This window comes from Thermococcus sp. SY098, assembly GCF_035621495.1.
In the GTDB taxonomy this organism is placed as follows: domain Archaea; phylum Methanobacteriota_B; class Thermococci; order Thermococcales; family Thermococcaceae; genus Thermococcus_B.
On the sequence record NZ_CP141821.1, the window covers coordinates 136,005 to 148,627 of the forward strand.

Below are 12,623 nucleotides of genomic sequence, written 5' to 3' on the forward strand. Positions count from 1 at the left end.
CTCAAGGTTTGAGCCAGAATTCTCCTTCCTTCTTAAATATTTTTCTCTTCTCTGCTATGCTCAAAGCATGTTCAAGTCTTTCCTTTGGAACCTCAATACCATGAAGCTCCCTGAAAAGAGCTATGATTTCAGCTGTAGTGAGCCTTTCCCTCTCCTCAAAGAGGTTGTTTGTCAGGTTTATCATGTCTTCAACAAAATTCCATGGGAATACAATCCAGGCCCAGTCGATCTCCTCTCCGTAGTAATCGGGTCTGAACTTTGATGTCTTTATCACCAATAGGGTTGCGGCTTTAACCTCAGCTGGACTCTTGCTTTCAACATAGCTTTTAGCCAGAGTCAAGCTTTCCCCTGTGTCAGCTATGTCATCGACAATTAGGACTTTCTTTCCTTCAAAAGGATACTCTGTTCCATACTTTAACTTGGCCTTTCCATCTGGTGTTGCTGTAATTCCCCAGTGCTCAACTTTGATGCTCACTAAGTCTTTGATGCCGAGATAATCACAGTACAGCCTTGCTGGAACCCAGCCACCTCTTGCAAGCCCGACTACAACATCTGGCTTCCAGCCTTCCTCAAGAATTTTTTGAGCCCCTCCCTTTGCCCATCTCTCAATATCATCCCAAGAAGCGAGATATGCTGGAAACTTCTTCATGATTTCCCTTAACGGCGTTAATGAATTGGGCATATTTAAATGTTTCCATGAGAAAAATGAAATGAAAAAATCACTTTTTAAGCAGGTTCATTGCAACTTCTGCATAAATTTTGGGGAGCAGTTCAAGAGAATCAACGTCTGCATATTCATTAGGTCCATGAACATTTCCTCCTCTCGGTCCAAAATCTATGGACTCAACACCATAGGGAGTGAAATACCTCGAATCTGATGCTCCGGCACCTTCAACAGGTTTGGCTTTCTCTCCAAAGCTTTCTAAGGTCTTCATCATTGCCCTAACAAGCTTTGAATCTGGTGGTGTAAATAGGTATCCCGCCTTTTCATTGTGTCTAACAGTCAGCTTTGCATTTGGAATGTTAAACTCTAAAATTTCCTTGAGCACTTTTTCTATCTGCCCAGAGGAGTGGCTCATTGCCCTTATATCAAGTCTGAGCCTGTGAACTCCATTTTCAAATGAATATAAGTTGGGAGTTACTGAAACTCCAAAGTCGCTGTATCTTTCAGCACTTATAGGAGCTCTAACCAACGGAACTATGCTCTTTAAAAGCTCTGTTAAGCCCAGATCAGCCTCGACTTCTTCCCCACTCTCGCATGGCTCTACATATGTGAGCTCAACTCTGCTTGGCAGAACATTTGACTTCAGGAATTTACCCTCTAATTTCACAGCAAAGACATCGCTGTTTCTCAGGAAGTGAGAAAGGGCAACCATTGGATGCATATCAACCCCGGGCATGAAATAAGCGGCATGTCTTGTTTGAAGTACAGGCGTGTTTATGGTGAATGACCTTTTCATCACTTTGCCTCTAATTGTAATTTTCTGCTGGGGTATTTCAATTACAGCTCCAAACCCCTTTCTTCTCCTGATTATTGGGTTCATTCCAGCCCCATCGGCGTTGATTAGATATTGCGGAAGCTTATTCTCTTCCTTCAGCTTCTCTGCTATGTGCATTGCCAATTTGCCGCCAATCTCCTCATCTCCAGTAAAAGCAAAAATTACCCTTCCACCGAGCCTTTTTGTTGAAAGCTCCCTTAAAGCAAGCATTATCCCAGCTACATTGCCTTTGTCATCTGCACTCCCCCTTCCATAGGCTTTGTTCCCAACTACAGTCAGCTTGAACGGATCGGTCTTCCACTCCTCTACATTCACTGGAACGACATCAAAGTGCGCCATGAACATGATTTTCGGAGTACCTTCTCCAATTTCACCATAGACTGCATAGTACCCATCTTTCTCAATTATCTCGCTCTCTATTCCCCAGGAATTTAAAGTATCTCTGATGAATTTCGGACACTCTTTGTCTGGCTTCTTTCCTTTGGCTGGGTCATTTACGGTTTCAAACTCAATCAGCTGGGACAATAATTCCATCATTTTTAGCACCGTTAAGATTTCCATCGAAATGATATTTAACCTTTTAGCTCAAAGTTTTAAAAGGAACATCTGTAAATTAAAGCGGGGAGGTGGAAAAATGGAGCCAAGACCAATGATACTTGATGACAACCCAGAAATCATGCCCGGTGGAGAAGATGACGTTGGAGAAGAGGCTGAAACTGTGGAGCAGTTCTTTGCAAAGAGCCAGGGAAACACACTGTATTTCTCATATGCAACAACCCATGCCAAAATAACCATTGGAATCAGCCACGACAGCGCAACTCTTGAAGAGATGGTAAAAGCTGCGAAAGAGCTAATAAATGAGTTTAGAAAGAAAAAAGAGTAACTTTATGTCTCTTTTTTCCTGTAGAGGGTTAACGACACAGAGTTGTTCTCAAATTTTATCTCTGCTCTGTCTGTCATCATGCCAATAACCGAAAGCTCCGTGTCTTCTTCAACTTCCCCAACAAGCGTCCAGTAGTACTCACTGATTTCATCATGTTTTGGCAGAGATAGAAGCTTGGTAAGCTCCTTTACGAGGGGATCGTCCCTGTTTATCCTGTCAACGTGCAAGTGTATTCTAAAGGCATCACCTTCATCCTCAATGTGAATGCTCAGCTTTTTTGCCCCATGACGGAGGCAGAAGGTTACCAGCTCATCAACGATTTTTGCTATCTTTTTGGGCTCCTCATCCATTTTCATGCCTCCTTTCCGAATGCTCTGAGTATTGGAACGAGAATTGTAGCAACGATACCTCCAGAAAACCCGTTGTTGTACAGGTTTATTCCCCCATGGAGATAACCTACGTTAAGGACGACAAACATGTGCAGCATTCCTGCAGCTATCCCTGCCAAAGCTCCAAAAGATCCGGCTATTGGAGCCAGCGTTGTTCCAAAGAGTGCAGTTATTGCCAACACCGTTGGATGGATGTTTTTAAATATCAGGATTTCTCCAAGGAAAATGCCAAGAATGACTGGAAGCGAGTTGAGTGGATGCTTTCCAAATGCTGAAAAGCCAACAAGAGTTAGAAGGCCAGCCACAACAGGACCGTTAACTGGACTTTTCGCTAATGCAACCACAGCCAAACCCATCAGCCCCATGATCCCCATATTGATCAGTGAAACCTCAAAACCTTCAAGCTGAACAAAATCTGTGACAATTCTTCCGTTGAGTTTCATTATCCTTCCGTATCCCTTAAAACTTCTGCCGTTTAGGTAAACTCCTAAGAACAGGAGAAATAAAAAGAATGCGCTGAGGAGGACCTTCAGCTCAAGATTGTATTCGCTGCTCAATATAAACTGCTTTTCTGGTTCAATTCCCAGACCCCTCTTCACTGCCATTAATACTCCCCCAAGAAGTCCGCCCGTGAACCCTATGTTGTACAAGTTGTATCCATCGTGAACCCTGAGCATGTGGGCTGAGAGAGGTGGCATTATGAAACCCACGATTACTCCGCCAAGAAATCCAACAATGAACCCTAATTTACCCAAGGAGGGGCTTATGAGGAGCTCAGTTACAAGGGGCGCAAGTGTTGTGGCAAACATCATAATTAGAATGACGCTCTTGAAGGATGTTCCTTTGTATCGGGTGTACAAGTAGCCACCAACGTATATTGGCCAGACATTTATTATGTTCTTCCCCATAAAGGCAAACCCGGCTATTGTCAGTACCGCCGCAATTATTGGGCCTGTGGGCTCGATTTTGAGTCGATAGAGCAGATACACATTAGCTAAAGTTAGGAGGGCTGAATTTATCAGCGTTGCACCTATGCCGCCGACCGCCAAGTAGTCCACAAGGAGCACATCAGAATGGAGGACTATGGCTTTGAGACCTTTAATCATGTTTTCTGGGGTGTCAAGCAAAAATGCAGCAACGATCATTAGAAGCGGGAGCGTTAAAAGAATATAAAACCTGGGGGATAACCTGTTCATTGAAGTGTTTCCTCCTATGAGTTGTGGAGATGGTAATTCAGTTGTTCAGATATTTAAACATTTATCCTCTTCCAAATTGTGCCCTGTGGAGTGTCTTCAAGCTGAATGCCGAGCTCTCTAAGCTCCGCTCTAATTTTATCCGCCAAAGCATAGTTTTTCTGCTTTCTCAACTCAGCTCTAACTTGGATTAACAGCTCAATCAGTTCTTTTTCTTTTGTCTCCTTCGTCTCTTTGAAGTATTCCTCAAAGATCCCAAAGACCTCGCCGACCATCTTGAAGAACTCAAGGGCTTTTCTCAGGACGCTTTCCTTTGGCTTTTTCACCTTTGCTAAGTACTTGTTCACAGCGTTTGCCACTTCAAATATCGGCTTCATGGCTTCAGCTGTGTTAAAGTCATCGTCCATTGCTTCATAGAACCTTTTCTTAGCTTCTCTAATCACTTCATAGAGTTCAAACTCCTCTTTGCTCCATTTGAATGGTATCTCCGCTTTTTCAAGGGCAATTCTGATGTTTTCAATTGTGTTGTAAAGCTTTTCAAGGTTGTTCTTTGCGTGCTGTATCCCTTCTTCCGTGTAGTCAAGAGGTGAGCGGTAGTGCTTCTGCAGAACAAAGAACCTTATAACCTCCGGGGAGTATCTCTGTAGAAGCTCCCTTATCGTGACAAAATTTCCTAAGCTTTTGCTCATCTTCTCTCCTTTGACCATAACGAAACCTGTATGGAGCCAGTACCTAACCCATTCCTTACCCGTGCATGCTTCCGTCTGTGCTATCTCGTTTTCATGGTGCGGGAATATTAGGTCATTTCCGCCGCCATGAATGTCAAACTGCTCTCCCAGATACTTGGTGCTCATTGTTGAACACTCAATGTGCCATCCCGGTCTTCCCTCGCCCCATGGCGAATCCCACTTTGGTTCTCCAGGCTTGGCTTTCTTCCAGAGGGCGAAATCCTCTGGATTCCTCTTCCCTTCACCGGGCTCAACCCTTGCTCCTTTTCTGAGCTCTTCAAGCTTTATTCCACTGAGCTTCCCATAATCTTTAAATTTCTGAACCTCAAAGTAGACCCCATCGCTCCCCTCATATGCGTAGCCTTTCTCTTCAAGATTCTTTACGAATTCAATTATGTCTTGAATGTGCTCTGTAACTCTTGGATAAATATCAGCCGGCTTAACTTTCAACGCCTTCATGTCCTCAAGGAAATACTTCAGGAATTTCTCAGCCAATTCCTTTGGATCTTCGCCCGTCTCCTGAGCTCTTCTGATGATTTTGTCATCTATGTCTGTAAAGTTCATGACCATCAAGACAGAGTAGCCCTTATGCTCCAGATAACGCCTTATGACATCAAAAGCAATATACGTCCTCGCATGTCCTAAATGAGTATAATCGTAAACAGTTGGGCCGCAAACGTACATCCTGACTTCTCCTTCTCTCAGAGGTTTGAATTCCTCCTTCTGCTTTGTAAGAGTATTGTACACTTTCACCTTTATCACCTGAAGAAGATTTTTGCTTGGGTTTTATTAGACTATCGTTGGAGGCAAGTGCAAAGCTTAAAAACCCACCCTCCCAATTTAAACCAGCTTAAAAAACAGGAGGTCATGCTCATGAAAGTGGGAAAGGGAGATGTTGTAAGACTTCATTACATTGGAAAAGTCAAAGAGACTGGGGAGATTTTTGACACAACGTATGAAGAAGTTGCAAAGGAGGCTGGAATTTACAGCGAAAAGGGCATCTATGGCCCAGTGCCAATTGCAATTGGCGCTGGTCATGTCCTCAAAGGGCTTGACGAACAGCTTGAAGGTCTCGAGGTGGGAAAGAAGTATGTAATTGAAGTTTCCCCGGAGAAAGCATTTGGAAGAAGAGATCCTAAGCTCATCAAAACCTTCACCCTTGGTCAGTTTAGAAGGCAGGGAATCATGCCATTTCCTGGATTAGAGGTTGAAATTGAGACTGAAAGTGGGAAGAAGCTTAAAGGAAGGGTTTTGAGTGTTTCAAGTGGAAGAGTTAGGGTTGACTTCAATCATCCCCTTGCAGGAAAGACGATCGTGTATGAAGTTGAGATCGTGGAAAAGATTGAAGATCCAATTGAGAAAGTCAAAGCATTGATTGAGCTGAGACTTCCAATGGTTGATCTCAGCAAAGTCAAGATTGAAGTCGGGGAGAAAGATGTAAAGATAGATTTCAGCGATGTTGAGATTGATAAAAACACGCTTATCCTTGGAGAAATCATCCTTGAGAGCGATCTCAAGTTCATTGGATATGAGCAGGTTGAATTTAAGCCCACAATTGATGATCTTTTGAAGCCTCCAGAGGTAAAAGTTGAAGAAGAGATAGAAAAAGAGGCAAAGGAGCAGAAAAGCGGAGAAGAGGCAGCTGAAGAAAGCAAAGAGGAAGCAGAAGAAAAGACTGAAGAAGTTAAAGAAAGTGTGGAGAAGACAGAAGAAGAGGAAACTACCGAAGTTAAAGAGGAGAAAGAAGAGGCTAAAGAGGAAGCCAAAGAATGAGAGTATTTCTTCTTTACTTAGTTTCTTTGATTTTTATTATCCTCAACTGGCATCTGGGTAAAAATATCTACGAATGGGCATTCTATGACATTCTATTTTATGTAATCTTGCCTCTAACTGCGGCTTACCTTTTGGGGTTCAAACCTAATAAGTTGGGATTTAAGATTGGCAAAAGAGAAGGCTACATCTGGGCATTTGCCCTTTTCATAGCAACTTTGCCGCTGAGCATTTATGCATCAAGAATAGAGAGCTTCCGGAGCTTTTACCCGATTTTTAGCTACTCCTCTTGGGGTGATTTTATCTTTAAGGAGCTGTTGATAGGAGCAATAATGTTCGCGCATGAAGCGTTTTATAGGGGAATTTTGCTGTTTTCGCTGGCAGAAAAAAACGAATGGCTTGGGATTTTGCTCCAGAACATCCCCTATACCTTAATTCACATAGGAAAACCGACACTGGAGATTCCATACTCCTTCATTGCGGGCATAATATTCGCGAAAATGGATTTGAAAAGTGAAAGCTTTCTGCCGAGTTTTCTTTTACACTGGATTGGAGCTGTGGCTTTTGATGTCCTCTGTATCATATGAGCCTGAGCTCTATGTTTCCATTCACTGTAGAGACTTTGACTGAATACTTTCCAGAACCAAGCTGTGCGCTGAAGCTTTTTGGTCCAAATTTTCCCACCAAAGAAGTCGCAATGTTATCAAAGCCCTCTGTTAGTATTCTTCCATTTGTTGTACTTGCTGAGATCATTGCATCAGCTTTTTTTGGAAGCAGAAATTTTATCGACCCGTTTACGGTCGAGATTTTCACATCGTTTCTAACAGCTTTCAATACAGCTTTTATTGGACCGTTCACATTTCCAACTTTGCTGACCTCCACATTTTCAAGCTCAATTGACTCATTTACGTTGCCGATTTTAAGAACTCCCTTAACATTTGAAATTGAGATTCTGCCGTTTACACTGCCAACTTTCTTTACTTCAACGGTTTTTGGAACAAGGATGTCAAAGTTCACCGAACTTCCACCCAAGCTGATGCCAAAGGTTTTCTTATGCTTAGCCTCGATTTTTAGAACATTCCCTTCCTTCTTGACTTTGATTTTTGGCTCTGATGCAAAAAGGCTCCATTTCTTCTCCGCTCTCATTTTTATTGTATCACCATCGTAGCCTTTTATCTTGATGTGTCCGTTCACATTGCTGATAACAAGCCTTAATCCTTCGGTTACCTCATACTCCCTCTCAACTATCTCAATCATCCTGCCCACCATTACTGTATTGCATGCTCAAAGGAAAAGTAAGATATGGTCAGGAGTGAGCACTTCCCTCACTGACTCTAACTGTGCCGTAGCCAACAAAGAGCACCTTATCTGGATCAAGGGCTTTAACGACCTCAGGTCTGTGGGTAATTATCACCGCTGTAATGCCTGCCTCACGAATTATTTCGCTGACCTTCTTTGCAACCCTCATAGCGGTTAGTGTATCAAGGTGAGCGGCAAATTCGTCCATAAGTAATAGATTTGGTTTCTCTGCAAGCAGGGATGCAATCTTAGCCCTCTCCTTCTGTCCCGTGGAAAGCTCACTAAACTTTGCTCTGTAAAGCACAGCATCACTCAAGCCAGAGCGGTTTAAAACTTCAACTGCTGCATTTAAATCCCTAATTTTTCTGTAAATGTACTCCAGTATGCTCTCCGAACCAAAGGATGGTTCAAATTCGCCTGGAATCATGACCGAAACCTTAACGTTTTCTGGCACTTCAATTTCTCCGCCTGTTGGTCTGTACTTCTCTTCCCAGTACCCTTTAGCCGCTCCAAGGATTAAGCGTAAAAGAGTTGTCTTTCCGGCTCCGCTTGCTCCAACTACCACGATCAACTCTTTTGGCTTGATTTCAAAGTTTAGATTTCTCAGGACGGGTCTCTGAATGACTCTATGTCTCACTCCAAAAGCCTTCAAAAGCTCCTGAATTTCCTCAGGAAGGCCTCTTATGTCAAGCTCGCTCTCGAAGACCTTGCTTACATTTTTGAAAACTATTGAGCCTTTTAACGGCTCAACTTTTCCATAGCTCGGCCTCCACAGTTTTCCGTCTTTAGGAGCGTATGGATCATCCTTTAAAAAGCGCTCTATGTATTCTTCAGCCTCATCAGTCAGCGGATAAAAGAGGACAGGTCTTCCACTTGCTGTTTCCCATAAAAACTTAAAGCCAACTTTTTCAAAGAAGGGGTTATAGCGAGCCATCTGGGCTATGGTTTCAACGACGTGCTTTCTCTTCCTCATTTCTGGAATTCTTCTTTCTTTAATCCATTCCAATGCAGCTTTAACGCTTAATTGGCCAAGCCCATCGGAGCGGTAGTCTGGATGGACAACAACCCTTGCAATTCTCGCTCCAGCAGTGTTGCTCTCTCTCAAAGCCTGCCATTTTGCTTTCTCCCAGAGCATCGAGCGGGCGACTTTTTTAGGATATTTCTTCTTGAGCTCTTCATAAAGCTCCTTCAGAATTCTCTCCGGCCAGAATGCCGGATGGAACCACTCCTCTGGAAAAACCTTCTCACGAATGTTCTTCTCTATTTCACCGTTTGGTAAGCGACGGTGCATCAGTGGAATTGGCGGATCAACTCTAACGTAAGCCAAGATTCTTGGCTCATACTCCTCTCTGTTCTCGAGCTCAAGGATTAAGAAGCGTGATGCCGGGGTTGAACCTTTAATCTCCAAGATGTGAACATCTTCGCTCCCGCAGACCGGACACTTCTGCTTCGTATTCGCCTCAAATACGTGTCCGTTCTCGCATCTCCAGAGCGCAACTTTCTCCTTCTGAGATGCATAATGATACTGCTCAAGCTCCGCTATTGCCTCAAAGTCGCTCTCATAAGTTGCTTCCCTCGCCTTAATCTTGTAGGTATAGAGCAGCTCACCGGTTAACGGGGAATAGCGCTTTGCTTCATACTCCCTCTCCCACAGTGGCCAAACTTTAATTTTGTCCCCCTGATAGAATTTGTAAAGCTCATAGTCATCGAAATCAAGAATTTTCTCACCTTTTTTGACTTTTGGCTTCTCTTTAACATGGATTTCAACTTCATCTCCAGTTACAAACCACTGAGCAACGCCGCTCATGTAAAGCTTGTATCTTTCCCCCTTAGCCTCAACTTCAAGAATTCCAAACCATCGATGCTTGAAGCGTGGAATTTCACTACCAACGACTTTACCTCTAAGAATCATTGTTACCACCATTGGTAAATTGACGGAGAAATTAATAACTGTTCCCATGCCGACTATGTTTGAAAACAGCGATCATTAAGAACTATTCCCCTCTGTCGTGTAAAACCTCATCAATAACCTTTTTCAAAAGCCTAAGAAATGCGATAGTCTCTCTGGCACCTTTGTCTGTTATTTCAATGAATGTCCTTGGTCTGTCTGCAAATCCTTTGAATATCCTAACGTAGCCTTCTCTTTCAAGCTTTTTCAAATGTGATTCAAGGTTTCCGGGAGTCAGGTTCAAAGCTTTTTGAAGCTCTGCAAAGCTGACCCTCCGCCTCGGTAAAAGGTAAAGGGCTATTGACAATCTGACCGGAGAGCCGAGGATGTGGTTCTTGGTTATCTCCTCAAGCACTCAGACCACCTTAAAAGTTCTCCAGAGATGTATGAACGAAACCAGCGAATAGCTGAGTATTATGAGTGCGTTTACGAATGTCCAATCTGGCTTGAGAAATGCGGCAAGCGTTATTGCTGGAATTGCCATGCTCCATTGGGAAAAACTGAAAGCCATGCCAAGGTTTCCAAGCCCTATGATAGCAGCGAAACCCCTCACATCTCTGAAGAATGCCCATATTATAACTCCTAAAATCCATCCGCTCAACCACATCCATCCTCTGAAGCTTGAATCCTTGTGAATTTCTGGATTAAGCTGGATGAACTTCTTCCATGCAACTCCCATCACATATACCACACCTATGAATACTGTGGGCCAGTAAAAGATGGTAAGTCTTTCAAGACCCAAAGCGGAAAGCGTAAGATATCCTCCCATGGCTATGAGCCATGCAATGTATATTATGGCAATGTAGATATGCCAACTTGCAATAAGCTTTTTCTCAACACTCTCAAGGGCTTCCTTGATGCCTTCCATACTCCTCACCCCACTAAAAGTTATGGGCTTTGGGTATTTAAAGGGGAACAAAACTTTGCACTGCAAACTACCAAACTTTTTAATGCTAGACACCATATTCCAATGGTGGTTTAAATGGAAGACCCTTATCTCTGGATGGAGAATCTGAATGATAGGAGAGTTCTAAAGTTCATTGAAGAGGAAAACAAGCGCTTTAGGGAATTCATTGGGGATTTGCCAGAAAAGCTGATTGACGATGTGAGAAATTACTACTACCTTCCCAGCATCTGGGAAGCTCAAATCACAAAGAGAGGAACATTTGTGAAGATAAACGAAGCAGGGAGACAGCTCATAAAACTCCTCGAGACTGGGGAAATTATAGTTGATTCCAAAAAGCTTGAAGAAGAGCTTGGTGATGAGGTTCTCCTTCAAGGATTTACAGTTGACAGAGATGGGAAAAGATTAGCCTACAACTTCTCAATTGGAGGGGCTGATGAGGGGGTAACAAGGATAGTTGATCCTAAAACTGGAGAAATCATAGAGGAGATAGAGCCATCCTTGTGGAATATCGTTTTCCTTGATGATGGCCATTATTTTGCCCGCTTCTACCGAAAAGAAAAGACCCCCGATGGCATGGAGCCGCCAGCGGAGAGAATTTTTCTGAAGAAAGGGGAAGATGAAATAATGGTATTTGGTGAGGGGTTTGGTTCAGGATACTTCATGAATCTGCACAAGAGCACAGATGGAAAGTGGGCAATGCTGACGGTTACATTCGGCTGGAACAAAGCCGATATTTATCTTGGCCCGATTGATGAGCCAGAAAAGTGGAGGAAGGTTTATTCAAGCGATGTTCCAGCACATCCGATAGATGTCATCAATGGAAAGCTCTACATCTACACACGCAAAGGAAAGGGTTTCGGAAAGGTTATTGCAATCGAAAATGGCAAAGTTGAAGAAATAATCCCCGAAGATGAGTTTCTACTTGAGTGGGCGGTTATTGTCAATGATAAAATACTTGCTGGCTATTTGGTTCATGCCTCCTCGAAGCTCAAGGTGTTTACACTTGATGGGAAGCTTATAGAGGAGATAAGCTTTGAGATGCCCGCACAAGTTTACCCCCTTGACACTGATGGAGAGCAGGTTTTGCTCAGATACGAGAGCTTTACAGTTCCATACAGGCTTTACCGCTTTAGAGACAAGCTTGGACTGATTGATGAGGTCAAAGTTGAAGGAGAATTTGAAGTCAGTGAAGATTTTGCAACCTCAAAAGATGGAACAAGGGTTCATTATTTCATGGTCAAGAAGAAAGGAACAAAAAGCGATAAAGCTTGGGTTTTTGGATATGGTGGCTTTAACATTGCCTTGCTCCCACGGTTCGTTCCTCAGGTGGTTCCCTTCATTGAGCGCGGTGGAACTTTTGTGATGGCAAACTTAAGAGGTGGGAGCGAATACGGTGAGGAGTGGCACCGTCAAGGAATGAGGGAGAACAAGCAGAACGTCTTTGATGACTTCATAGCTGTCTTAGAGAAGCTCAAGAGAGGGGGGTATAAAGTTGCCGCTTGGGGAAGGAGCAACGGAGGGCTTTTGGTTTCAGCGGTTTTGGTTCAGAGACCAGATATTATTGATGCCGCTTTAATTGGATATCCCGTTATAGACATGCTGAGGTTTTATAAACTCTACATCGGAAGCGTTTGGATTCCAGAATATGGGAATCCAGATGACCCAAAGGACAAAGAGTTTCTGCTGAAGTATTCGCCCTATCACAATGTAAAGCCTCAAAAATATCCGCCGACGCTAATTTACACGGGTTTACATGATGATAGAGTTCATCCTGCACATGCGCTCAAATTCACTAAGAAGCTGAAAGATGTCGGTGCTCCTGTTTATCTGCGCGTTGAGACAAAGAGCGGACATATGGGGGCTTCGCCAGAGACAAGGATAAAAGAACTGGCAGATTTATTGGCGTTTGTGGTTAAGGTGCTTGGTTGAGATCAAAGCCTCTCTTTTCTGTCACTTTTTACTGTGATTTCTTATTCAATCCAAAGCCTCAGGATGAAAAGATTTAGT

At 43.3% G+C, this 12,623-nt stretch carries 13 protein-coding genes; 4 read left to right on the forward strand and 9 right to left on the reverse strand.

Annotated features, from left to right (window positions below):
* Position 1: 1 nt before the first annotated feature.
* Both VFC49_RS00725 and VFC49_RS00730 read right to left on the reverse strand, forming a co-directional pair.
* Positions 2–649 carry a phosphoribosyltransferase gene (locus tag VFC49_RS00725; RefSeq protein WP_324735754.1) on the reverse strand — a complete coding sequence of 216 codons (648 nt, stop codon included), beginning with the start codon at positions 647–649 and terminating at the stop codon, positions 2–4.
* A 70-nt stretch (positions 650–719) separates the two neighbouring features.
* Entirely contained in the window at positions 720–2,036 is a 1,317-nt protein-coding gene (locus VFC49_RS00730) for a M20/M25/M40 family metallo-hydrolase (protein ID WP_324735755.1), read from the reverse strand.
* 97 nt (positions 2,037–2,133) lie between these two features.
* Between VFC49_RS00730 and VFC49_RS00735 the strand changes: the two genes are divergently transcribed.
* The gene (locus VFC49_RS00735) at positions 2,134–2,382 is read left to right on the forward strand and encodes a hypothetical protein (RefSeq protein WP_013466794.1); all 249 of its coding nucleotides are present in this window, start codon (positions 2,134–2,136) and stop codon (positions 2,380–2,382) included.
* 2 nt (positions 2,383–2,384) lie between these two features.
* Here VFC49_RS00735 and VFC49_RS00740 read toward each other — a convergent pair whose 3' ends face one another.
* The 3 genes from VFC49_RS00740 to cysS all read right to left on the reverse strand — a co-directional run bounded on the left by VFC49_RS00740 (position 2,385) and on the right by cysS (position 5,451).
* Positions 2,385–2,738: a hypothetical protein gene (locus VFC49_RS00740; RefSeq protein WP_324735756.1), complete on the reverse strand. Its 354-nt coding sequence runs from the start codon at positions 2,736–2,738 to the stop codon at positions 2,385–2,387.
* Positions 2,735–3,916, reverse strand: coding sequence for a DUF1576 domain-containing protein (locus VFC49_RS00745; protein WP_324735757.1), 1,182 nt, complete (start codon positions 3,914–3,916; stop codon positions 2,735–2,737). Before VFC49_RS00745 ends, VFC49_RS00740 begins: the two co-directional genes overlap by 4 nt.
* Positions 3,917–4,020: 104 nt before the next feature.
* Complete coding sequence (gene cysS, locus VFC49_RS00750) at positions 4,021–5,451, reverse strand: cysteine--tRNA ligase (RefSeq protein WP_324736554.1); 1,431 nt, start codon at positions 5,449–5,451, stop codon at positions 4,021–4,023.
* 108 nt (positions 5,452–5,559) lie between these two features.
* Here cysS and VFC49_RS00755 point away from each other — a divergent pair, with 108 nt between their 5' ends.
* On the forward strand, positions 5,560–6,465 hold the full coding sequence (locus tag VFC49_RS00755) for a peptidylprolyl isomerase (RefSeq protein WP_324735758.1): 906 nt from the start codon (positions 5,560–5,562) through the stop codon (positions 6,463–6,465).
* A complete protein-coding gene (gene mrtA, locus VFC49_RS00760) occupies positions 6,462–7,049 on the forward strand; it encodes a CPBP family archaeomyxosortase MrtA (protein WP_324735759.1) in 588 nt (195 codons plus the stop codon). The genes VFC49_RS00755 and mrtA overlap by 4 nt, the downstream gene beginning before the upstream one ends.
* On the opposite strand, the gene VFC49_RS00765 is transcribed toward mrtA, so the two are convergent.
* From VFC49_RS00765 to VFC49_RS00780, 4 genes are all read right to left on the reverse strand, one after another.
* Entirely contained in the window at positions 7,042–7,719 is a 678-nt protein-coding gene (locus tag VFC49_RS00765; RefSeq protein WP_324735760.1) for a DUF4097 family beta strand repeat-containing protein, read from the reverse strand. The genes mrtA and VFC49_RS00765 overlap by 8 nt on opposite strands.
* A gap of 49 nt (positions 7,720–7,768) precedes the next feature.
* Positions 7,769–9,673 carry a GNAT family N-acetyltransferase gene (locus tag VFC49_RS00770; RefSeq protein WP_324735761.1) on the reverse strand — a complete coding sequence of 635 codons (1,905 nt, stop codon included), beginning with the start codon at positions 9,671–9,673 and terminating at the stop codon, positions 7,769–7,771.
* Between the two features lie 82 nt (positions 9,674–9,755).
* On the reverse strand, positions 9,756–10,064 hold the full coding sequence (locus VFC49_RS00775) for a transcriptional regulator (protein ID WP_324735762.1): 309 nt from the start codon (positions 10,062–10,064) through the stop codon (positions 9,756–9,758).
* Positions 10,065–10,577, reverse strand: a complete 513-nt coding sequence (locus tag VFC49_RS00780; protein WP_324735763.1) for a hypothetical protein — start codon at positions 10,575–10,577, stop codon at positions 10,065–10,067.
* Between the two features lie 114 nt (positions 10,578–10,691).
* Between VFC49_RS00780 and VFC49_RS00785 the strand changes: the two genes are divergently transcribed.
* Positions 10,692–12,545 (forward strand): prolyl oligopeptidase family serine peptidase, encoded by a 1,854-nt coding sequence (locus VFC49_RS00785; RefSeq protein ID WP_324735764.1) that lies wholly within the window; start codon positions 10,692–10,694, stop codon positions 12,543–12,545.
* Positions 12,546–12,623: the final 78 nt, after the last annotated feature.

What these genes read in the sequence shown, in the direction of transcription:
- VFC49_RS00725 (WP_324735754.1), bottom strand. Translation starts at nt 649, where the DNA reads ATGAAGAAGTTTCCAGCATATCTCGCTTCTTGGGATGATATTGAGAGA.
- VFC49_RS00730 (WP_324735755.1), bottom strand. Translation starts at nt 2,036, where the DNA reads ATGATGGAATTATTGTCCCAGCTGATTGAGTTTGAAACCGTAAATGAC.
- VFC49_RS00735 (WP_013466794.1), top strand. Translation starts at nt 2,134, where the DNA reads ATGGAGCCAAGACCAATGATACTTGATGACAACCCAGAAATCATGCCC.
- VFC49_RS00740 (WP_324735756.1), bottom strand. Translation starts at nt 2,738, where the DNA reads ATGAAAATGGATGAGGAGCCCAAAAAGATAGCAAAAATCGTTGATGAG.
- VFC49_RS00745 (WP_324735757.1), bottom strand. Translation starts at nt 3,916, where the DNA reads ATGATCGTTGCTGCATTTTTGCTTGACACCCCAGAAAACATGATTAAA.
- VFC49_RS00755 (WP_324735758.1), top strand. Translation starts at nt 5,560, where the DNA reads ATGCTCATGAAAGTGGGAAAGGGAGATGTTGTAAGACTTCATTACATT.
- mrtA (WP_324735759.1), top strand. Translation starts at nt 6,462, where the DNA reads ATGAGAGTATTTCTTCTTTACTTAGTTTCTTTGATTTTTATTATCCTC.
- VFC49_RS00765 (WP_324735760.1), bottom strand. Translation starts at nt 7,719, where the DNA reads ATGATTGAGATAGTTGAGAGGGAGTATGAGGTAACCGAAGGATTAAGG.
- VFC49_RS00770 (WP_324735761.1), bottom strand. Translation starts at nt 9,673, where the DNA reads ATGATTCTTAGAGGTAAAGTCGTTGGTAGTGAAATTCCACGCTTCAAG.
- VFC49_RS00780 (WP_324735763.1), bottom strand. Translation starts at nt 10,577, where the DNA reads ATGGAAGGCATCAAGGAAGCCCTTGAGAGTGTTGAGAAAAAGCTTATT.
- VFC49_RS00785 (WP_324735764.1), top strand. Translation starts at nt 10,692, where the DNA reads ATGGAAGACCCTTATCTCTGGATGGAGAATCTGAATGATAGGAGAGTT.